Genomic DNA, 22,223 nt, shown 5'->3' with positions numbered 1-22,223 from the left:
CTAAAAAAATTGCATATTGCTCTCTACATAGATTTAACAGAGGAGATAGGCGATAAGGGTGGACAATCCTTGGTTTTAGCAATAAGTTCTTTTGCCAAGTCGTTTGGTGAGGCATCTTGAGATAAATCTATCACCGCATGAGTGTCTAAGTCCTCTCTAGGTGAGACAGTAATATTACTTGCTTCTGTTAGCTTAAATCGCTTCATTAGTTCCCTGTACTCATGCGCACCTGCCTTAAAGATTGCTTTTGCTCTGTGGGTTTCCCCTTCTCCAACTTCTGGGCGTAGGTGTTTTAGCGCAATAAGTAGAAGTTGCATTTTAGAAAGCGTTCTCGCTTCATCAATCGCACCATCAGTTTCTGCGGTAGATATTAATTGACTCAGTTGAAGAAATGGCTCGACCCCCTCTCTTTTGTTTCTTAAATCCCCAGAAAGAATGGCGGATTCATTTCGATGATGAATACGATTACTTAAAGCTTTGGGTGGGCAAAAAGCCAAAACAGTAGCGTATTCTATTGTATGGCCATCCTCTTGTGCACGCTCAAGCAGTTGATCTCTAAAATTGCTTAACATGGTTTTAACATCACCATCAGGGGGTACTAGATCAAGAATAACTGAGGAGTCTGTTGGGAGTTTAAAGACATCATCGAGCATCCGATCAAGAATATCGGGCTTGGGTAAATTTTTGAATATATCGCCCACTTCACGAAGTAGATGTGTAAGATCCTCTAACTCTTCATCTACAAATCCAGCACGATTTAATACCTGTTCAAGATCCTCATATTCGGGACTATTAAAGCTATGATTAATAGAAATATCACCATGAACGAGCTCAAATTTCCCAGTGGCGCCAAGCGTTGTGATTGCTGACTCAGTCATATAAGAGGAAAGTTGTTCAATTAGCCCTCGTTCCTGCAGTTTTTCTAACAATTGTCCTTCCAATATAGGGGTTTGCTCTTTCTGAAGTAGTTCATTGGCTTGGTCGATACCATGTGTATACCAACCATGCTCCTTAACTAAAGCATCACAAAGCGTTGATTTTCCTGTACTGGATGAGCCTATTAATAGAACTACTTTCATTATTAAATGTTCCTTTTAAATCACTGTTCAATTATAGATTAGTTTTGAACCAAAAAAATAACGCGAATTCCATTTAGCAGTGAGCGTAGAGTAAGAATTACCTAACAAGACATAAATGTTCACTATAATTTATGAAAGTAGGTCATTACGAATAGTTAAGGATGAAGGCATGGGAAGAATACTATTGAGCTTAGCTCTTTTTTTTAGCAGTCATTTACTCTTGGCCACACCCTTGGTGGCATCAGATGCTAATTTAATTCCCTGTTTTAATAAGGGTGAAGTACAACGTATTGGAAAACAAATCAATGAGTTCTTTCGCAATGAATTTTGTGAAGAACAAGTGGATCCCAAAAAGCTGGTGGTTATAAGTCAAAGTATCTTGCCTCAAATTATGACTGCATCCTTTCTAGGAGCGACGCCACCAGAAAATTGGCAGCAAGTAACTGATGATATTATAAAAAACTGTCTTGGAAGCAATGATCTATGTACCAAGAAAGCTCAGAAGGAGTTCGAAGCATGTCTCCAGCCTAGAATACCTATGCTCCTTCTTCAATTTGGTCCTTGGTTTGCTGAAAATTGTCCGCAATTGAATCAATCATTAATTCAACACTGGCCTGAAAAAGAAGCCATTCTCAAAAAGTTAATTAAGGAACGTAAAACGCAGAATAGTTTGGGCTCTTGAAGTTAAAATGAGTGGGAGATCCTGGTTGCAAGCAGCCAGAATTTATTAGAATAGGCGCGATAAAAATCTTTTACTCCCTCCTGCAAGGATCGTTTTATTAGCGTTTTTCAAAAAATTTGCGCATTACTCATGGTATAAAGGATGATGTTGTATATAATGCACAAAGTGTTTATATTTTGTTGAGGGTATGATGCCGAAGCCAATATATAGTGGACAATATGTTTATTATTTTGATGATTTTCCAACCCACTTGGATGTAGATTTTATTCCTCTTCCTCCTGAAAAGATAGTTCCAACGATTACCTCAGAAGATGATGAATATTCCATTGAAAGTACTCGTTTCTCAGAGTATGTAAGTAAAATAAAAGTTCAATGCGACGATAAAATAGTATGGATGCTGAGTGCAGTTCCTTATGCACTGGATTCATTAGAGGATGTGGTTTCTCTGAGACAATTATGTGAATATTTGAATACTAGCGCTTATTGGAAAAAGGATGGAGATTGGCCTCAACAGGTAAATGAGGAGCATTTAAGAGCATTTAACATCGAGGTTGTAAAAAAATGGCTTTTTCAGAAAACCGCGGAATATTTTTATGCTCAAAATCCAGATAAACTTCCAACTCCAGAAGAATACAAAGTACAAATGAGTATTAATCTGGAACAATTGAAGCGGGAATTATTGGCTTTGGATGCGCTGAATTTAATTCAATCAGATCTTGATAGTTATCTGCATAGTCTTTGGGACAGCTTTAATCCCAGTAGTAACCCCAATAAATTCAATGTTTTTAATTGTTCTGCAATTATAGAAGTGATCCAGGATAAAGAGTTACTTCCCGATCCCACTCAACGAAACATTTATGCAAATGATTTGGAATATTGGCAACTTGTACACCAACAATTAACTCAAGAGCTCATCATTATAATCAATGGTTCTATTCTCGATGAGTTGAAAAGAAAATGTGTGGAGTTAGGCTCTAAAATACCCTTTGAACAATTATATAAAACGCACTGGCCTACCTCCAGATCACTAGAAGACAATACCCCACCCTTACGTTCACTATCTGAAATAAATGAATTCATGGAAAAAATAGTTTTTGTTGAGCAACAGCGACAGAGGATGATTGAAGAGAAAAAGAAAGAATGGTGCGGTTCGCCAGCAGGCTTTGCGATTGCACTGGAGAGAACCCAATCTATAGCTGACTCTAAGGAACTAACGGATGAGGAGTTTATGCAGATACTCTCCGAGCAGTTGAAAAAAATTGCCGTCGAAGACGAGGTTCTCGAGTCGCTTTCATTGGTTAATACAAGTCCAATTCAGGTCGTGACAAAGATGCTGCATGATGAACGTGTTGATAATGTAGCCACCTTAGCTCCTCTGGTAGTTCGTGATATTCAGCATGTGATCGAACATATGCCAGATAACCCCACCTTAGCTGATTGCCCCAAGAATGTGCTAGCACTGGACCAGTTTGTGGTTAGTGTTCGCTCAGCGTGTAATCGTGCGGCGCTGATAGACCTTTATGATCGTTTGGAGCAAAGCACCAACAAAAAAATAGCCGAAAAAATGATTGGTAACTGGGATGTAATTGGAACTGACATTCGTGACAGTGAGCGGATGATGACGGAATCAGATAAACTTAGGATTCTTGCTTATGCTCAAGGGAAAAAGACAAAAGAAGAATACGATGAGGAAATGTCTAAACTCAATGTAAAGCTTGAACGAGGCGAGGTCACCGCTCAAGAAGAGGTGGTGATTAAAATGTTTCCCAAGCTTAAGCAAGCACTAACCCGATTACCTAAAGAGTATTTCGCGGACTTTTCGCTTGTCTTGAAGCGAGCATTTGTCCATCAACAAATCACACATCCTGAAAAATTTCTCCAAAATCCCCATGAAACCGCAGTTTTTTCAGCGCTTGCTTTAGACCCTAGCAAAATAAAGGTGAATAAAGAGCTTGTCCAACAGAAAATTAAACATGTATTACAAAACCTGGTACTTAATGGCCAAGCCGAAAATGAAATTCCTACATTGAAAGAACTGCAAGATCAGATAGAGCTTTTAGCTTTGAAGGAAAAAATTATTACAGCTGGTGGTGAACCGTCTCTAACTCCTTTGGTTCACATACTCACCAAAGCAAGACAAGAACTCATCGCCTCAGCAACTCATTTGTTAGAGCAAGAATATGAACGATGTAAAAAAGAACTGAATAACTCTAATATTTCGCAACACATTGATAGTTCTTTAAAGGCTTCAAAAAATAAATTGCTACGATCGCTCCATCGCTTTATAGATCAAAAAATAAAAGAAAATAAAGATAGCCTGGCTGGTTTAACCGACCAATATGATAAAGTGAAAGAGATTCTTTCTCCACTTACTGGTCAATCGCACAGTAAAATGAGAAATCAACTGTTAAATGATGTTCAAAAAGACATTGAATTTTTTAATCAATGGGGAGATCCCATTCAGTATGAAAACATCCAAGGATTTATTGGTGGGGCTGGCGAAATATTAGGTGAAGGAGCGTGTCAAGCAAACACCTATAGGGTTATTACTCGAGAAATGACCAGCTTAGGTAGAAATCAAGTACTCTCCGACTCTCAATGGCAAGCGGAAGTGAAAATTTCTCCCCAGGATCGTTATAATCAAGCCTTATATAAAGTAAATGTCGGTGAGGAAGCAAACAATGGCTTATCACAAGCTGTGTTAAAACGTCTTCATCTTAAGAAAATCCAGGTGCTGCGTAGAGATTATCATTATGCAGATGAAGCTGCATATGACTCTGATGCTATCTATCAACTCCTTTCTCAAGCAGTTAATCAACAACAGAAGTCTAAATTAAAAAATTATGGAATTGTAAAAATATCCATTGGACATCATGCCATGAAAAAAGATGGAACCATAGACGCAAATCAAGCATCTTGGGGCCATGCTATTTATTTTCGTTTTGATCCGAAGAAAAAAACGGCTTATTTTTTTGACCCTAATCATGGACGGAGTATTAATTTTTACACCTGGAAAAAATTAGAGAACGATGTTGATTTTAAAAAAATGAATCAGAAAGAACAGGACGAGGCTGTGCTGAATTACATGCTGATGTGTTTTTCACAAATGGTAGTAAATGATTTTAATGACATCAATACGGTGCGAACTTTTGAAATGGAAATGGATTTTAATTTTATTGATAAATTAGTTTCTGCAGGCAATAAAATTGTTGGAGGCATCAATAATTTCTTTAGAAAGCCCAAAGAAACTCATAGTAAAACGGACAATTCAATTGAGAAAACCGTGTCCCCTTAATAAATCAAATGTTGGTGAAAACGGCTGTTTATTTAAAACCCCAAAGACAATTATGAGCTGATTTGCGCATCACAGCACCTGGACTTGTTTTTGGGGTTTTGCCTAATTAGTTACAGACAATGTTTATTAGGATTCCTTTGCATACACAGATTAGCGAAATAATATTTTAAATTGGATACGAAGATATCTCCTTCTTGTTCCATTACAAAGATTCGTTCGGGTTGTAATTCAAGATAATTGGATGCTTTTAAAATAGAGTAATAAATTGTTTCTGCCGAGGAGGAAATCCATTGTTTTATAAACGGCAGAATGATTTCGGGATCATTAGAATAAAATCGTTGATAAATATCAGCAATTAATTCCTTTCTCATTTCGAAATTACTTTTAAAATAGAAATTGCTCCGATCTTGATGATAAAGCATAAAGGGAGCTTTATTGGGATTGCTTTTTAAACCGGCATTAAGATTCATCGATGTAATAACACCTTTGGCATTTTCAATTTGTAATGTTGTAGTATTGAATAAATTGTATCCATTATATTGTTCCAGATAGGATTTTAAATAATCAATGGCCTTATCTGTTAATGGATCAAAATAACTCTGAATCGAAAAACTTAACGCGTATTCTTCTGGGCTATCCTGATCATAGCTGCAGTTGATGTATGTGTTATAGATAAAAAGATTGGCAGAGATTTTTTTGGAAAAAACCTGGTCTATTTCATTTTCCACCTCCTCGCAACTGAGTTTCAATCCGGTAACATCACCGCGAACGCGAACGATTTGAGTTGGAAAATCAATAGTTCGTTGAACCATTTGCTTCAGATCAGGACGCTCTTGTTCATTACTATAGTGCCTGACTACCGTATTTTTAGTGTTCGGCAATGGGGAAAAAATAAGATGCTCTGCACTATTATTATCAGAATTAGCAAAAGCCAGAAGCGGCGATAGAAGTAAAAAACTCAGTAAACAGCTCTTTTTCATAACAAACTCCTTTGTTTAATTAATCAGAATTCCATTATTTATCGGATTAGAAAGCTGTTTAATAATTACACTAATCCGGTGGTGCACAGTATATCTTATCCCGTTTTGAGGGTAGATCCTAACACCGGTGAAATTCTGAGCCCCGAAAGAAACTGGATACCGCGCATAAAGCGCGGTACGTAGGGTATTAAATTCTCTGTGCCCCTCAAGGACAAAGAGTGCGTATTAAAGGAGGAGCGCTCTACGTCCCGTCCCCATGACTTGTTCGCGGGATCCAGAGGATTTTTATTGAGTCACACGAAGTTCTGCATAGCGCGCCTAAAGCTGGAAAAGACGAGGATGGCTAGACCTAACAGCTAATAACAGCGTTACTTCAGCCCAGGACTTGGAGGAAGAGAAACTCTTATTTTTGCGTTTAATACATCATCGACTAAGGATTCGGCAAAATCAAAAGATTCCATTATGGATTTAAGATGCTCATTGGTCTCTAAAAATTTAATAACAGCTCCAGCCGTTTCTTCATCTTCTGGAAAGTTCATCGACTTTTGATAGGTTTGTTGAAAATCACTGTTCTGAGCATCAATTTGATGTTCAATGTCATGAATTTTTTTCATTGAGTCTGCTGAATCGAGTAGCGATTTAAAATGAGATTTTTGTTTTTCAATAAGCAATGACATGGATTTTAAATCGGTAATGGAGTGAATAAATTTTTTTGCGCGATTATATTGCTCTTTTGGCAATTGCTCTTCTAACTGAGCCATGCTGAGGCGTTCTTTATTTTTTAAAATCTTATCAGTAATAATTTGATTAAAATTCAAAATGTTAGTAAAAGATCTAAATTCACTTTTATCTTTTAAATCTCTTACGATAATTTCTTTTACATCTTTATTTAAATCCTTCATTTCTTTGCGAAGAAATGTATTAAGCGTGGCTTCTGCTTTGATAATTTCATTAACGACTTCAAAAAACTCAGGAAATGAATTGGCATTATCTAATCTTTCACCAAGAAGCCCCAATTTTTTATTAAATTGTTCTATGTCTGATTGAACATTATCAAGATTTTTAAGGATCAATTGTGCTTTTTGTTGGTACTCTCTATCATTAAATGATTTATTGGTTTGCATATTTTTTCCTTTTAATAATATGGTTTCTATCGGGTTTATAGCGTTGGGAAATCTTTTTTAATACTGGATTCTGGGTCACTCTCATCTTTCCCACCGTCCTTCTCTTGGAAAAAAACAAGTTTCTTTTGCATATTTGCCTTACGAACATGTTCAGGAATTTCGCGCTCAAAATCATTTATGGCCGATTCTGTTTTTGCTTCGTCGATAACCTTTTGTTCGGCTCGGGTTTTAATCATGGCTTGTTTGCCTTCTTCTACTAGCGCTTTAAGTTTTTTGGCCCATGAAGGGATTTCTGGGGGAATACCAAGACTGCTGTCTTGACCACCTACATAGGGAGTTGGTTTTGATTCTGAATGATATGTTTGGCGAGTAGGACCAATTTCGGAAAGTAACCCCCGGCTGCCACCTTTTTCCCTATACCTTAAGAGCTCAGTATATTGTTGTTCTATAACTTTGAGTTTTTTAATTAATTTATTTTGTGATTCCTCAGATCCTCCTTTCTCGAGGACCTTTTCAATTTTTTTTCTTGCGGCCTCATAATCTATTCTTAATTCGCTTACGTTAATCCTACAGGGTTCTTGTTGATAGCCAAAGAGCATTATCTCGATTACATCTCCGGCATTTAGTTGTTGGGAGGGGTGTCTCATATATTCTTCGTGTCGAGAACAGCCACCAGCTTTTGGTTTTTCATGCCAATGTGCATGAAACTGTTCAAATTTCTCTATAATCTCTTCGATTTCATGTTCTTCAAAAAATTGGCTAAAAGCTTCAGTATCTTTTAACGCATTCATATGTTGTTTAAAATCTTCGGGTGTATAAGGTTGATTATCTTTTAAACGATAATGATTATGATTATGACCTGCTTCACTCTCTAAATGATGCATTAATTTTATATGCACTGAATTACTGCCACGATAATACAAATCACAACCATTACTAACGTGCTTATGTGCTTGGGCCGCTGCATTATAAAGTACGTCTCTGAATTGTTGTGGGTATTGATCCATTACATTAGGCTTCCAAAAATACCATGTCAAACTATGCCCTTTGACCTGTAACGCAATGTGTAGGTCAATTTCATTACCTTCATCGAACATCTCATACACTTCGCCTTTTGTTCGACGAAACATGCGGTTTGGAAACTTCTTTACCAACTTATTGTATTCTTCTTCATTACTCGCTTTAACATAGTATTGCAGTTGTTGGAGGATACCATCATTGTTTTTATAGTGTTCTTCGTCTCCCTTATACGAAGTATAGAGTGTGGTTTTTTGGGTTTTCTTTAACATTATAAAAAATGGTACAGGAGATGCATCTCTTTTCTCGTCCATAACAAGCTCATACAAACTGTTAAATGATCACTATGATTTATTATAGAGCATCAATGAGCCAACTAGAGGTTTTAACTTCTCTCAATATATTGAACGGAGATTCTGAAGATTAGGTTTGTTAAAGTTGTATTTGTAAAAAAATCTGTCTAAATGAAAAATTTTTTGAATATCGAAGTAGGGCTGGTTATAATTAGAAACGTACCTAATCAGCCAAATAGCATATGCCTGGAAAAGAAATTCAAGAAGATTTCCTTACAACTCCAATTAAAGAATACTCGGGGGATCTTGCACCTAATCTCTCAGATGAGGAATTGTCAGCGCTTATCAATAAAATGGAATCTTACTTAAATACAGCAAGTTCCTCAGAACTCGAACAAAGCAATTTTTTATATTGGTTAACATATGGCTTGTCTAATGCGATGAAAAATAATCGATTTTCCTCTTCGGTCCATATCGCCACTCTATTTCATAAAATAAGTGAAAAACATCCTCATACTGTAATATCTATGTTTGGAAAAACAATTGAGGCGGGTGAGTTTAAAGGTCAAACTGGAGTATTTGTTTGGACGGATCGATTCTATGGAGCAACGTTTAATACTATTTTTTCACCTGTTATAGTAGTGATGAATTTAATTTTTTCCACCTTACTTGAATATGATAGTAAAGCACTTTCTTTAATGATGGCGAAACCCATTGAAAGTGGTTTTACAAGCGGAACAAATGCCTTATTAAATCTTATTTATGCATTAAAAAACGCATCTGAGTATGACTACAATCAATCGACAACCAATTTAATTGCAGAATTGTTGACTCAATTTATTACTCGCTCTCCTGAGCAATTAGGGTTTGCTATAACTCAAGAGGTGAGTAAAGGCATCTTTTCTGGAACAAGTCTTATTGATTTTGTAGTCGCTGCGCTCGCACAGTGTTCTAAAGACAATATCGATGCCGTAAAAACGCTTTGCAAAATGTTTATATTAATCAATCAGAACCATCCCCATCCGTTAATGTCATCGCTAACTAAAATTACCCAAAGCGGTTACAACCAAGGAATGAATTCGTTCCATATTTTATTAACAACATTAGTCTCTGCTACCTATATTGAAAATAATACAGAAATGGTCAATTTACTTGTGGTGCTTATTCATGAGCTTTTAAAGAAATCTCATGATAAGGTTATTGCTGCTTTAACTCAACCAATACACACTGGGGAGCGAGAAGGCGAAAATGGAATCATGCATCTTGTGCACGCCTTAATTATTTCAATGGAACGAAATATTGATACCACTGCGATTACGAACTTACTGCTGGAGGTAATTGAGTCCAATGGCAACGAACTTACAGCGGTGTTTAATAGTCACGCGATAAGCAAAAGCACTCATTATTTCGATACTCCTTTATCTAAATTAGAAAGCAAACTAAAAAGTGAACACTCCACGTCTGCTCAAAAAGCACAGCTTGAGAACATTGTAAGCAAACTCACAGACGGTATTTCTCCAAACCATTACTTCAATTGAGAAATTTATTCATCCGCAAAATAAGTATTATATAATTTTATGTATGTATTATCTTTTTCTATTGCTTTTAATATATTGTTAATACGATCGATTAATGCTTGATTTTTGGGGGGCGCCAAGATTACTACACCGTCTCCAATGATGTGTACCTCACCTAAAGGCTGAAATTGATCGCCACCTTCCTGAGTCCAATAATTTACTGATGAGCGGTTGAGAAAAATAGCAGATATATTTTTATTATGTAAATCTGCTAAAACATCCTCAACGTCATCATAAAGTTTTACTTCAAATAATTTTGCATAATGGGTTGATAAATATTCATAAAACAGCCCACCATTGAGCGGGTTTCGCAGAACACCCACTTTTTTCCCTTGTAATTCATTAATTGAATTAATCTCACTATTTTTTAAAACGAGAAACTGTCCCTTACTTAACATATAGGGTAGGCTGTAAATGAAATTGGTTTTAAGGTCATGAGAAATCGGAATACCTCCCATTGCCAGGTCAACTTTTCCCTCTTTTAGCTTTTTGTAAAGTTCATCCATCCCCATTGGAATAAAGTTACATTGTTCTTTTAAGCGCTGACATAGTAATTGTGCCAAATCAATATCAAATCCATTTTTTGGAGAGAAAATATAAGGTGGTTTAAATATAAGAGTACCGATATTAATCGTGGCATAACCCATTGACGAGAGGAGGAATCCTAGGGCTAACAATATTGCTTTAATGTACATTATTTTTAATTCCTTTTATCATTCACCGCTCTATAGTGAGATGTACATACAAGGGTATGTATTATCTAGATTATATTTAATTAATAAAAAGATAAATATTATCTTACGGAACTATCACCTGGGTTTAGATTAAGTTTCCAATCTATCGACAGAACATTTGCTTTATGGCTAAAATGCTTTTTCTTTGAACATTAGGAGTGATTTGATGAAGAAGTGGGTACGGCCAGAGAAAAAAAAATTTATCGATGATATTCATTTAGAACACCGCAAGCACATTGCATCGGTAAAGGAAAAAATAAAAAAAAATCTACCAGAGGCAGCCATTTTACCTACGACTGAAAAAGATAAAAATGACGCAAAGCATCAACTTGCTTTGCGGATAAGTTGCCCAATTTCAACGAAGTTAAGCATCGTTGGTTTCTTTGCTGACGATAGAAGCAGGTTTTTTGCAACAGCTTCTGAAGGGCGACTAATCGAGCAATATAAACAGGAAGCACAGGATAGCTGGGTGGAAAATCATGCGGAAGTTATGGAAGACATCAGATTATCTGGGCGTCGATGGTTACCTGGAAATAATTAATTTGATTAACCAATGTAGCCTGGGTGAAAGCGCACGTCGTAACCCGGGGTATGCAGCGTTTCACTCAGGTAACGTTTTTCTTAAAACCTCACTGTGGCACTAGAGATATGTGGATGAGACTCCATTAGATAAGAAATTGCTTGCCTATTTAAACTTCGATCTCGTTTATATTTATAACTTACCTCCGGTCTCTCTAAAGATTGCGTAAGGGAGACTTTTAACATATTGTGCAAACGCTCAAATAGACGTTGGTCGTATGTTAATAAATTTTTAATTTGTCGCTCCAGTGCCAAAGCAACCCAAGGAGTGGCATGGGGTGTAATTAGTTCCAAGATTTTTTGCAGTCTTTCTTTTTCGATAGGACTATCTTTTCTAATCTGAGTGATGATTATGGCAAAATCTGCATGTCGTTCAAGCGGAGCATGGATAATAATCGTTGCACATTGTTCGGGGGTTAATACACGGGCAGCCATTTCGCAAAACGGTTCTTGAGTATTTCTAAAAATTTCCCAAAATTTGTTGTCTTTCAGCGCGCACTCGAGTTGCTCGGGAGTCATATGTTCCAAAATAACTTTTAGTCTATTTTCTCGACAATCGATGTACGATTTATGGTTTCTTGTTTTCGAATCGAGTATCCAAATGTGGCTTAGTAAATTTCTAGGGCCTGCTGCGGATGCTGCTCGCTCTACGAGCATTTTAATTCGATAATCAGGCAGGCTGTCTAAATCAGCACTTATTTTTCTATCATTTGTAATAAATGTTGGGGAATTTAAATCGCTAATGAATGCATCAAAAGCCTCATCGCTCCATTCTGTTTTGGGCACCGAGTTATCTATATAAACTGGTTGGGTAACAACCTGCACGGAGGCCCATTTTTTTGTAGGAAGAGATGTTGGGGGATGAGGTTGTGGGTTGTTTGATTGTGAGGCTTCAAGCTGATTTTTATATTTTTGAAAATTAACATGAATGTAATGATCGACTAATTTGGTCAGTTCAATTTTGAACGAAGCTGGATGCGCCATATGGCTTATTTGATCGGTAAGCGCTATCCTTAATTTCCAACTAGCATAAGGCATTATAGAAACGAGTTTACCTAATAAGTAAGGACCTGGTTGGAGTTTTTTAATCATGGAGTTTAGCGTTTCATGGAGTTTGTTATCGGCGGCAAATAATTCCAATTGTTTACGAGTGAATGTGTTCACTGCACTGGCTGCAAACGCATCCTTATTTAAAACGTTTAAGAAATCGGCCGAAGCAACCGAGGCTTTCAATTGTTCGTCAGAAATGGCTTCGAGCATCACTGTCAATTTTCTTGCTTGATATTCCCTTTTTGAGACTTCAAATTCAAAACCGATAAATTGACGCCATAAATAATCCAGTTCGGTAGCGCTAAATCTGCCTTTTTCTTTATGGACACTTAATTTACTAACAAATAATTTAATATCCTTGTTACTCATTTGCTCTAATCTATCCCAAAAATCATTTTTTGAGGTGGTAGGTACTTTGATTAGGGTAATTAATTTGTCGATATAGAGTTCTTCTACGTTCGATACATCATCTTCTATTTTAATGGTAGCTTGCGCTTCATCTTGAGCAATCGCTTGATTTACTTTAACTAGAAATACCTGAGTTTCGGTGGCGTCATTGACTTCAGGAGGGGAAGTAGCTTGGGGTATATCTGTTTTTAACTCGGTCCTGGAAAAAAATGTATCAGAAACCGTGCTTGGTTTGAGTGTTGGCGATGTGTCTTCGATGTCTTTCGCGGTTGTGGGGGCGACAATTGGAACTTGCTCCTCAACATGTAACTCAATGGGGTTGCTTGTTATCAAAGGTGCTTTGGGTTCGTTAGATTTCAGAACAGGTGTTGTTGGATGTACCAATTTTATTCCAAAAATAATTGCATCTATGGAGCCTAAAGAGGCAATTCTTATTCCTTTAAATCCTGACTCCCATGGATCTGTTCTATTCCTCATTCCTCTTAACCAGCCGAAGGTTCCTCCTAAAAGAGAAAGAGGGGAGGTTAATATGAGTCCGAAGATACCAAGTAAAGTAAGTAAGAGACCCCCGATATGCTTTAAATAATAAGAAATTAGGGATTCTGTTAAAAAGTTATGGCGCATATTTAAATTCCAATTGTGAAATGGTTAGATGTCATACGTCAGCCGTTTGAGTTCTTCTATAACACGATGCGTTGCTTTGCGTCCTTCATAAATGGATTCATGGGCTCGATCAAATTCCATCAAACCAATGTGATGAAGTTTAGGTGTAATCAGGACGTCCGGCGGGTCTTCTGCAATACGTGAACAAGTGATGCGATCTTGCATTATATTAATGGAACTCGCTAATACATCGAAGAGACCAGGTTCGATAGGTTTCTTTTTACGCAGAGAGGAAATGAAGGAGTCCAGTTTAATATCAAAGCCGGTTTTCAATTTTGATGCCCACATAGTAATGGTCGGATCGCGTTCAGCATCCTCCGATTTTTGGGGGCATTTGTCATTATCAGTTATGGTATCCTCATGATGTGGCGCGAAATGTCGACCTACAAGATCACTATTTAGATTTACGGCGATAATGTAATCAGCGCCCATAGCACGTGCTAGCGAGATGGGTACAGGATTAACTAAGCCGCCATCTACCATAAAATCGTGTTTTAAAGGGAACGGTGAGAAAATTCCGGGTAGGGCGATGGAGGCTCGGACTGCGTCGAGTAAGGAACCTTCGCGCATCCAGTGCTCTTTACCATTCAAGAGAGAGGTTGCAACGCAAGCGAATGGAAGCTTAAGTTCTTCAATATTAGGGTCGCCAATGTATTTTTTAATGGCATTCATTAGTAATTTGCCCTGGAGAAAGCCCCCACCGGTCATGCGCATGTCGAATAATTTTATGATGTCTACACGGCTAAGAGTGTTAATCCATAGTTCAAATTCGTTAAGATTATTGGATGCGTACGCCCCACCAACTAAGGCGCCCACAGAGGAGCCGGTAACAAGATCTGGTTTTATACCGATATTTTCCAGTTCGCGGATAACGCCTATATGTGCCCAGCCGCGCGCAGAGCCACTTCCCAAAACGAGTCCTATTTTGGGTCTTGCCATATTATTCTCCTACCATGGAACCCTTCATCCTATGAGCAAGATGATCGCTACAACCTACTCAATTAAAAAAGCAATATCTAATTCATTCAGTAATGTGTATCGCTGATATGAACATATAAGGTGTTCTCATTTCAATAGCATTGTAGAAATGAATCTTTTTTCATTACAGGAAAAATGCTTATATTAGCGTCCACTCTTAGTTAAATTTTTTAATACCCAACGAAAAAAATCGCGAATGACTTGTCTAACTAGAGTATTTTTACTGATTGTTACCAATAACGAAGATTCTGATGTCGTTGTTTTTTCTTGGGCAGGTGGAGACGAGGTATCCATTGCGGTACTTTGTTTCTTCTCCGCAAGAATTTCTGCTGCCGAATGCGGATTTTCTGGACGGGAATAGCGTTGATATAAATGAGATTTGCTTAGGATTTGCTGGGCTTCGTTCTCAGTTAAGACCCCCATTCTTGATTCTGGGGGTCTAATCAAACATTGAATTAATGGGGTTGGCTGACCCTCTGCATCAAGGGCACTCAAAAGAGCCTCCCCAATACTCAGAGAAGTTAATATGTTCTCGGTATCATAATGCGTTGAAGGCGGAAAGTTTTGTGCAACTAATTTCATTGCTTGTCGATCTTTTGCAGTAAATGCGCGTAGTGCATGTTGAATTTTTAAACCGAGCTGCCCCAAAATGGCCTCGGGGATATCGTTGGGCGTTTGCGTGCAAAAAATTAAGCCTACACCTTTGGAACGAATCAGTTTAACAATAGTGTCTAAGGTATTTAACAAGGCTTTACTGGCATTTTTGAAAATTAGATGTGCCTCGTCAATGAATAAAACTAATTTTGGCTTATCAGGATCACCTAATTCGGGTAGCTGACGATAAATATCAGTAAGTAATTTGAGCATAAATGTTGAAAACAGTTGTGGCCTATCTTGCATGTCCATTAAACGAACAATGGAGATAACTCCCTGACCCTGTTGGTTACATTGTAATAAATCATCAATTTTAAACGCCGGTTCACCAAAGAAGTCCTCGCCACCCTGGGATTCCAATTCAACAATTTTACGCATGATTGAGCCAATGGAAGCCGTAGCGACACTGCCATATTGCGACTCTATTTCTACATTGCCTTCTTTGCTTTGTACATATTGAAGTAAGGCTTTAAAATCTTGCAGGTCAACGAGTGGCATGCCCTTGTCTTTCGCATATTCAAAAAGAATGGTGACAACTCCCGCCTGGGTTTCATTGATTCCTAACATCCTTGAAAAAAGGAGTGCACCAAAATCAGAAACAATTGCTCGTAAAGGAATTCCTGGGACACTGCTAAGCGTAAATAATTCTACGGGGCATCCCCGAGGAGTAAACGATAATTGGAGGGATTTACAGCGCTTTTCAATGCCTGAATTGGCCTCACCAGGCATTGCCAAGCCGGAAATATCCCCTTTAATATCCATGACCAGACAAGGAACTCCAGCCAAAGACAATTGTTCAGAAAGCACTTGCATGGTTTTTGTTTTCCCACTGCCTGTAGCTCCGGCAATTAAGCCATGGCGGTTAAACGATTTGAGCACCAGATTAACGGGAGCATTTTTTAATACCTTATCTTGAATAAGAATGCCTCCCAGTTGTAGGGATGCAATATTTTTAGATGCTTGATAAGGAGTGCTGAGGTCGTCATACATAAAAACATCCTTGTTGCAGTTCATATGATTTAATTATAGCCTCCAGACAGCAAATTAAAGGCTCCAAGATCAAGAGAGTTTACATTTAGAAGATATTTATTGATATTTATCTATGTTATTGCCAAGGGAAAACAATCTGCAGTAGCCCAAAATCATTTGAACATACCCGCTAAAATACTCAATGTAAAATTGTTATATTCTCTTTGTCGGCGTATAATTATTAATCAATAAGATTTAATTTGTCTCATTTGCGAGCTAAGGTGATGAGAAAATGGGAAAGACGGTTGCAGTCAAAAATAAAGCGGATTTGCTTGATATCCCTGAAGAAAACTTGTTTGTTTCTGAAAGTGGTTATGCGTACGATATTAATCAAATTGTCGAGTTTATTTCGGGAGATTGGGCATTTACGGACTTCCAAAATCCATCTGAAATAGCGGGTATATTTCGTGATTATAAAAATAAAGAGCCTCTGAAAACGCCTAATGCAAAAGTCTTGGAGCCGGGGTTGGCATTAAACTTATTCAGCGAAAAAGATATTACTAACCTTTTAACGCATCCAGTCGTTCGTAGTGCATTCGAAAATAGTCCTATTTTTTCGGGACTACACGATTATGCTGATGGTGTAAATGAGGTTACTTTAAATCTGATAGGTAAGATTGTCATTGCCTCACAAATTTTAGAAAACGCCTTACTGAGTGCGGATCAGAATAAACTTACGGCAGAATTACATGAGCCACTCGCTGAATTTAAAACACATCTTGATCAATTAAAAAAAGTAGAAAAGAATCCGCTTATTTTTCTTACCTCAAAAGATGGTCCCATCAGTAGCTATTCAGACGTAAAAGGACGTCGCTGTAATTTCGTAGAGGATGTCAATAATTTGTTATCTGGAGAATGTGGTGCGGGGTTTAATCGGCATGTTGCTAATTTATATAACGCACTCAAAAGTTATAAGCTTTATCAACATGCACTCAAATCCAGTTTAACCATGCAGGATGCTCCAAGGGAAAAAAAAGAGCCATCATCTTTACAGGGTTTATCTATTTGGAATACAAAAAAAGAGGAAGGGGAGGAGAATCAAGCAAGTGTTCAGCACAATAAGAGTACTTTAGAACCGAAGTAAATCAGATTGCACTAAATATTGCAGTAGCGTGTATGACATAAAGAAGCGAAGGAACTGGCAAGAAGGTTAAGCTTGGCTCAACCCACATTTGCAAGTACAAGGAGAGAACAAAGGAACACAATCAAAATGCATCGTAAACGATTTTTAAGATAAATTTTTGATAACTTCCCCAGTATATCTATATTTTATGTTCGATATTTCATTTTCTATAGTTAGATTCACTTTATAGATTGCATCATTAATTGCTTCTGTCATCAGCGTACATGTTTTTGTTTTATTATCCAATTCTGAATAGGTGGGATCCAAGGAAAGCTCTATAATTTGATGTTTTCCATCCACCTTCGCTTTGGCAAGTCCATCACTAGAAACTCCTTCAACAACCAATGACTCTAATTCCTCCAATTTTGCGGCAATTTCTGCTTCCATTTGGATTCCTTTAGTTCTAATTATTTTCAGAGTACTTGCGCCAAGGCTTTTCAAAATATTTTCATCTACTGTAAACATCTTTGCGGCTTTCATTCTTCTACCTCCTATAAGGGCATTTTTAATGGGTATATTGTTTATGTTTTATAATGTGGGTCCATCTGGAGTTTTGGATTGGGGTGGCTTTACTAGTCCATACGGTTGCAATATTTGGGGTACCTGGGTCGTCCACTGTTCTAATACCGGTGAATTATTGGTAATCCCTACTGCATGATTATCGAATACTCGTTGTGACATTACGGAAACAATTGCTTCCAAGTCTTCTTTTTTCTCTTCTGCATTTATACTTCGTCCATCGATTACTCTGACGAGCTCTCCACTGGCATAGGTCGAGGCTGAATAACAATTAGATCGAACAAGATTACACGATTGTTCATCACAAATCGCTTTATTCGTTCTATCTATGACCTCTTTTATTTCTTGTCCCCTAACAACCACAAATGTTGAATTAGCAACATCCTCTTTATTAATTCTTCTTAATGCGATGGATGAGTGATAAAAAGGAGATTTTTGGGTGATGTCTGCAAAGCCCTGTTTACGAGCAAAACCAACTTCAAATAGGTCATCATCTTTGATTGTATCTAAGTCATCACTGAGCATCTTTTCTGGTTGAACACGTACCTTTGGCGCTTTTCCTTTTTTTGAGAACATCTCTACCACAAAATCACTACCTGAAAATAAATCAAAGTGTTTCTCGTTATCTAACTGAGTTCCCAATGACTTGAAATATATAGAGCTCGAATGTATTTTCTTTTGAAGATGGTGTTTGGGTGTTTTATCAGTATCTCGTACGTAACCGGGACTTTGCCTGCCAAATATGAGCCAATTTTTTTGATCCGCGTCTACGATAGTCTGAGTTTCTTCAGGCGTCATTTGCAGCTCTGCCATTTTATCCTGTAGTTGTTTATATTTGTATGCATCGTATGCAAGGAGAAGAGTGCCAGCCCCTGATGTACCTATTAATTTGCCAGAATGTCGACTGATTAAAGCAAACATTGTTACCTCCGGAATAATATTTTTTAACCTGTTTTTTGTATTATTATAGACTATGGTGCGCTTTATTTTTCCATTATATTGAAGTTGACGATAACTGGTTACTGTGTTAAAGATAACTAAATAAAGAACACTCTGTTGAATTGGCATTAAAGGGAGTTGGTATTATGCTTACAAAGTTAACAAAGATAATAAGTCCTATAGCATATTCGAATAAAGCGACTGCATTGAACCGGTATGCTTTGTTTCAGGTGAGAAGTAAATCCCATAAATTATTGACTCAGGACGAAGAAATTCATGCAGAACAGCCAATTTCATTAAGCCCAGAACCCATAGATCCCGAGAAAATGCGCTCCTTGGATGATTCAGCTAAAGAAGACACTTTTGAATTAATGTTTGCGACCAAAGCCGGACTTCCTCTTCCTTACATGCCGATTAGTCATTCTGCGATTGCTTTAAAAAACAGTAAGAATGGTTCTTTTTCTGTATATGGACGTCAAAGCCCGTGGGATTTCTCACAATGGTTGCGAAAAGGGGTAACGTTCCATACCCAAAAAGATGATGAAAAAAAATACTTAAGTAAGGGATATAACTTTATAGGGTATCCAACAGGAGTTTCTTTCACTCAACCAGAAATTAATAAGTTTCTAGATTCTGCAGATAAACTCATTAATCAAGAGCAAATGTGTAATATGTATCAGTCCAATTGCTATTCTTACTCAACAACAGCATTAAGCTTTGCAATTGAGGCCTTATTAGAACGACCACATTTTGATGCCCCGTCGATTAGTCGAATCATCGATGTTTTGGAAGAGCACCCCTTACACGATCATTTTTCTATTGGCGTTCGCAACAATCCGGTGGTTGTTGATAAGCTCACCTCCGTGCTTTCAGCGGTTCAAAAGAAAACGTCTTCTTTGCAAGCTCCTTCACAGGCAGACAAACAACTCTATGAGAAGGCGGAGCTTTTATTTACGAAGCTTAAAAACAGCAGTCAGGAAGAGAGCAAAATGACGATGGGTTTATAAGTACGCTCCTCCTCATTATTATTGGTAGCGTTTTATTCCTTTAAATCGGATCGAATGTATCATGGAAAACGATACGCAACACTCAATAACTACATATGAAAATGACTTCTTAATTTTGACAAATCGTTTATTGGCTCGATCTGTAGATGAGCCTCGTATTAAAGCGATGGTTAATATTGTGCAGGAAATGGTGTGCGTGCATGCATCGCAGTCAGAAAACTCCGCATTGGATCCGGCGTGCTCTAAAAAATTACTTAAAAATCTTCATGGGCAACTTTACACCTTACTTACGGAGAGGAACCGCTATACTACCTGGTTCACAAAAATGGTTGATCATTATTGTGATGAAGATCATGAGTTGAAAGAGCGCTTAAATCTTTTTGTACAACACGCGATTGGTCCTGTAATTAAATTATCGGAGTTTAGTACGAATGACAAAAAATCATTGGTAGTTGAGTTTCCCAATCAGAAAATGCGCGATATCTTTTTGCATCAATCGGGTATAAATAAAGAAACTGATTCAATAGAGGTTAATGAGAATAGGGTTTATTTCCCCGCTTTTCTGTCGGGAGGTCAATTACTCGGTGTTAGGTTTACCACAGTTAAATCAAAGGAACACTTTGTTCGGTTACTTAATTTAGATAAAGCACATCTTATCGTATCTGATTCCACGGACTGTAACCTGTATATCACTGATCGACGCATACATGATACTGCTTCAAAATTCCACCTTGCAGTACTTTGTCCCTATTTTTCTGAGTATTATAAAATACAATATGCCTCTTATATGCTGGCACAAGCATATCGGGATGGTAATTGTTTTTTTAGCACGACTCAATTCCCTTTAGAGCTCGCAGCAGAAATTGCATCGAATGTTTCTTCGTCTGATGCAATTTCTGATGATGAGAAAATACAGATTGCAATGACCAATTTTCGTCGGCCTAGCGTTTAATGTAATAGGTGTATGTTACATCATCATCTGTTTTGGCTGATGTTTTTTCATTCTCAGAACGTGTTGTCTTTCTTGGGGGTATATCTGAGTCATCTCTTGCAAAAAATGTATGCCTACTTACATTTTTAAAGCCCAAACAGTTTGGCTTAGGTCGTTCAGAGTCAGCTCCTGCATCGCAAGTTTTCGTTTGAACGGTGACTGATTTTTCACCGAACTCACTTAATCCGCTGTAGTAGAGTTCTACTGAGCCGCTATTATCCAAGTTAATCGCATCGCTACAATTGAGCGCTTCAAATAAACTCGCAAACTCCTCAGCTGTGACGCCACAATTACGATCGGTATTATGAATAACCATAACAACAAGTGTCTGGCCATTATTTTTGTAGCCGACTCCTGTGCGGGGCAAGCGATTTGAATGGTTGTTATTTAAATCAGGTGTTTTTAATTGGGTTTTGTCTTTTAAAATAACAAACCCAGAAACGGCATCTTTATTATCATAAAAATGCTGATCTTTTGCCAATTCGGAATCAATATTATTGTGGGAAAGGATGGTAGCTTTTTTGCCTACGCTATCAAAGGTGATTGTATCAAGTCCAATATTATTCTGATCAAGCACATGATGGGTAGACACCAGTTCTCCCTTGCTTAATGACAATCCAGCAAGATAAGTACGTGGTTGTGTTCTAGGATTAATTTTTTCTCCAACATTTGGAATACCCGTGTTCCATACATTAAACCAGTTTGCATTAACTAATAAATCCGGTTTGTCTGTATTTGGATGGCCTTTCTGCCAATTATCACGCCATTCTTTTAACGTGAATAATGGCGCATCAAACTGCCCCCCTTCATAAGACTTACCATATCGGTCGGGAAATTGAGGGCCATTAGGTACAAACGTTTTATATTCAGAGAGTGGAATTTCAACATAATAACCCTGAATTTGTGCATGGTGTGGATTTTTACTTAAAATCTCATCAAAATGCTCCAGGGATCGTACGTCTTTTATTGCTGTAGCACTCTTAATGCGGGCGATTTTTTCATTGACTTTATCGGTTTTGGTATGAAGCTTGCTAAACACAGATTATCCTCATTATGGTACATGTGGGATTTAACTTTTTAGTACTACATATAATACGCTTAATTTCTTAAGAGATTATTAAAAAAAGGATAGTCTGTTTATTTTATTTGCACGTTTAGGGCGATTTTAGAGTGAACCCTATTTGTTTCTTTTAAGTTCTTTTGGTAAGAGCAACTGTTAAAATATTAAGACAGTTTCGAGGCTTGCTTCGGTATAGGATAAGAGTAACTTTTCTTCAGCGATTCCTTGTTTAATAACAAACAGGATTGGTGCGGTGTGCACTTCATTTACCTGTCATTGTTATTTTTAGTTAAGGACAGTAGAATGTCCCAAATTACAATTTAAATAATAGCGCGGGTCTTGCATGCTTATGTTGACTTGAATAATTGAATTTAAGCGCATCAGCAAACGCAGCATACCTCGATGACACTAAGTAAGCTTATTCCCCAGGACCTGCGCAGAA

The 22,223-nt window shown here is 37.5% G+C and carries 18 protein-coding genes; 7 read left to right on the top strand and 11 right to left on the bottom strand.

The features are described 5' to 3' along the window. Window positions 1-23 precede the first annotated feature (23 nt). Window positions 24-1,079 carry a hypothetical protein gene (locus tag ACWTEW_RS14070; RefSeq protein WP_454782278.1) on the bottom strand — a complete coding sequence of 352 codons (1,056 nt, stop codon included), beginning with the start codon at window positions 1,077-1,079 and terminating at the stop codon, window positions 24-26. A gap of 169 nt (window positions 1,080-1,248) precedes the next feature. Here ACWTEW_RS14070 and ACWTEW_RS14065 point away from each other — a divergent pair, with 169 nt between their 5' ends. Together ACWTEW_RS14065 and ACWTEW_RS14060 are read left to right on the top strand one after the other, a co-directional pair. Then, complete coding sequence (locus ACWTEW_RS14065; protein WP_454782277.1) at window positions 1,249-1,761, top strand: hypothetical protein; 513 nt, start codon at window positions 1,249-1,251, stop codon at window positions 1,759-1,761. Between the two features lie 187 nt (window positions 1,762-1,948). Further along, entirely contained in the window at window positions 1,949-5,056 is a 3,108-nt protein-coding gene (locus ACWTEW_RS14060; RefSeq protein WP_454782276.1) for a hypothetical protein, read from the top strand. 110 nt (window positions 5,057-5,166) lie between these two features. On the opposite strand, the gene ACWTEW_RS14055 is transcribed toward ACWTEW_RS14060, so the two are convergent. The 3 genes from ACWTEW_RS14055 to ACWTEW_RS14045 form a co-directional block, all read right to left on the bottom strand. Next, window positions 5,167-6,036, bottom strand: a complete 870-nt coding sequence (locus ACWTEW_RS14055) for an Lpg0189 family type II secretion system effector (RefSeq protein ID WP_454782275.1) — start codon at window positions 6,034-6,036, stop codon at window positions 5,167-5,169. A 368-nt stretch (window positions 6,037-6,404) separates the two neighbouring features. After that, window positions 6,405-7,160: a hypothetical protein gene (locus tag ACWTEW_RS14050; RefSeq protein WP_454782274.1), complete on the bottom strand. Its 756-nt coding sequence runs from the start codon at window positions 7,158-7,160 to the stop codon at window positions 6,405-6,407. Window positions 7,161-7,195: 35 nt separating this feature from the next. Continuing rightward, window positions 7,196-8,491 carry a hypothetical protein gene (locus ACWTEW_RS14045; protein ID WP_454782273.1) on the bottom strand — a complete coding sequence of 432 codons (1,296 nt, stop codon included), beginning with the start codon at window positions 8,489-8,491 and terminating at the stop codon, window positions 7,196-7,198. A 221-nt stretch (window positions 8,492-8,712) separates the two neighbouring features. On the opposite strand from ACWTEW_RS14045, the gene ACWTEW_RS14040 reads away from it, so the two are divergent. Beyond that, window positions 8,713-10,008: a hypothetical protein gene (locus ACWTEW_RS14040; protein WP_454782272.1), complete on the top strand. Its 1,296-nt coding sequence runs from the start codon at window positions 8,713-8,715 to the stop codon at window positions 10,006-10,008. A gap of 5 nt (window positions 10,009-10,013) precedes the next feature. Here the strand turns inward: ACWTEW_RS14040 and ACWTEW_RS14035 are convergent, their stop codons facing one another. Beyond that, complete coding sequence (locus ACWTEW_RS14035) at window positions 10,014-10,742, bottom strand: transporter substrate-binding domain-containing protein (protein ID WP_454782271.1); 729 nt, start codon at window positions 10,740-10,742, stop codon at window positions 10,014-10,016. Window positions 10,743-10,947: 205 nt separating this feature from the next. Between ACWTEW_RS14035 and ACWTEW_RS14030 the strand changes: the two genes are divergently transcribed. Beyond that, window positions 10,948-11,322 carry a hypothetical protein gene (locus ACWTEW_RS14030; RefSeq protein ID WP_454782270.1) on the top strand — a complete coding sequence of 125 codons (375 nt, stop codon included), beginning with the start codon at window positions 10,948-10,950 and terminating at the stop codon, window positions 11,320-11,322. Window positions 11,323-11,402: 80 nt separating this feature from the next. On the opposite strand, the gene ACWTEW_RS14025 is transcribed toward ACWTEW_RS14030, so the two are convergent. The 3 genes from ACWTEW_RS14025 to ACWTEW_RS14015 all read right to left on the bottom strand — a co-directional run bounded on the left by ACWTEW_RS14025 (window position 11,403) and on the right by ACWTEW_RS14015 (window position 16,103). Beyond that, window positions 11,403-13,442 (bottom strand): hypothetical protein, encoded by a 2,040-nt coding sequence (locus tag ACWTEW_RS14025; RefSeq protein ID WP_454782269.1) that lies wholly within the window; start codon window positions 13,440-13,442, stop codon window positions 11,403-11,405. 24 nt (window positions 13,443-13,466) lie between these two features. After that, window positions 13,467-14,420: a patatin-like phospholipase family protein gene (locus ACWTEW_RS14020; RefSeq protein WP_454782268.1), complete on the bottom strand. Its 954-nt coding sequence runs from the start codon at window positions 14,418-14,420 to the stop codon at window positions 13,467-13,469. A 183-nt stretch (window positions 14,421-14,603) separates the two neighbouring features. Beyond that, on the bottom strand, window positions 14,604-16,103 hold the full coding sequence (locus tag ACWTEW_RS14015; RefSeq protein WP_454782267.1) for a helicase HerA-like domain-containing protein: 1,500 nt from the start codon (window positions 16,101-16,103) through the stop codon (window positions 14,604-14,606). A gap of 271 nt (window positions 16,104-16,374) precedes the next feature. Between ACWTEW_RS14015 and ACWTEW_RS14010 the strand changes: the two genes are divergently transcribed. Next, a complete protein-coding gene (locus tag ACWTEW_RS14010) occupies window positions 16,375-17,226 on the top strand; it encodes a hypothetical protein (RefSeq protein ID WP_454782266.1) in 852 nt (283 codons plus the stop codon). 144 nt (window positions 17,227-17,370) lie between these two features. On the opposite strand, the gene ACWTEW_RS14005 is transcribed toward ACWTEW_RS14010, so the two are convergent. Further along, window positions 17,371-17,745: a YbaB/EbfC family nucleoid-associated protein gene (locus ACWTEW_RS14005; RefSeq protein WP_454782265.1), complete on the bottom strand. Its 375-nt coding sequence runs from the start codon at window positions 17,743-17,745 to the stop codon at window positions 17,371-17,373. Window positions 17,746-17,793: 48 nt separating this feature from the next. Further along, the gene (locus tag ACWTEW_RS14000; protein ID WP_454782264.1) at window positions 17,794-18,705 is read right to left on the bottom strand and encodes a hypothetical protein; all 912 of its coding nucleotides are present in this window, start codon (window positions 18,703-18,705) and stop codon (window positions 17,794-17,796) included. 164 nt (window positions 18,706-18,869) lie between these two features. On the opposite strand from ACWTEW_RS14000, the gene ACWTEW_RS13995 reads away from it, so the two are divergent. Together ACWTEW_RS13995 and ACWTEW_RS13990 are read left to right on the top strand one after the other, a co-directional pair. Next, entirely contained in the window at window positions 18,870-19,730 is an 861-nt protein-coding gene (locus ACWTEW_RS13995) for a hypothetical protein (RefSeq protein WP_454782263.1), read from the top strand. A gap of 61 nt (window positions 19,731-19,791) precedes the next feature. Continuing rightward, window positions 19,792-20,682: a hypothetical protein gene (locus ACWTEW_RS13990; RefSeq protein ID WP_454782262.1), complete on the top strand. Its 891-nt coding sequence runs from the start codon at window positions 19,792-19,794 to the stop codon at window positions 20,680-20,682. On the opposite strand, the gene ACWTEW_RS13985 is transcribed toward ACWTEW_RS13990, so the two are convergent. Next, window positions 20,672-21,760: a phosphodiester glycosidase family protein gene (locus ACWTEW_RS13985; RefSeq protein WP_454782261.1), complete on the bottom strand. Its 1,089-nt coding sequence runs from the start codon at window positions 21,758-21,760 to the stop codon at window positions 20,672-20,674. The genes ACWTEW_RS13990 and ACWTEW_RS13985 overlap by 11 nt on opposite strands. Between the last annotated feature and the right edge of the window lie 463 nt (window positions 21,761-22,223).

The sequence above is a fragment of the Legionella stuttgartensis genome (genome assembly GCF_977063405.2).
The sequence above is the reverse complement of the archived record's forward strand: the minus strand, read 5'-3'. Positions and strand labels throughout refer to the sequence as shown.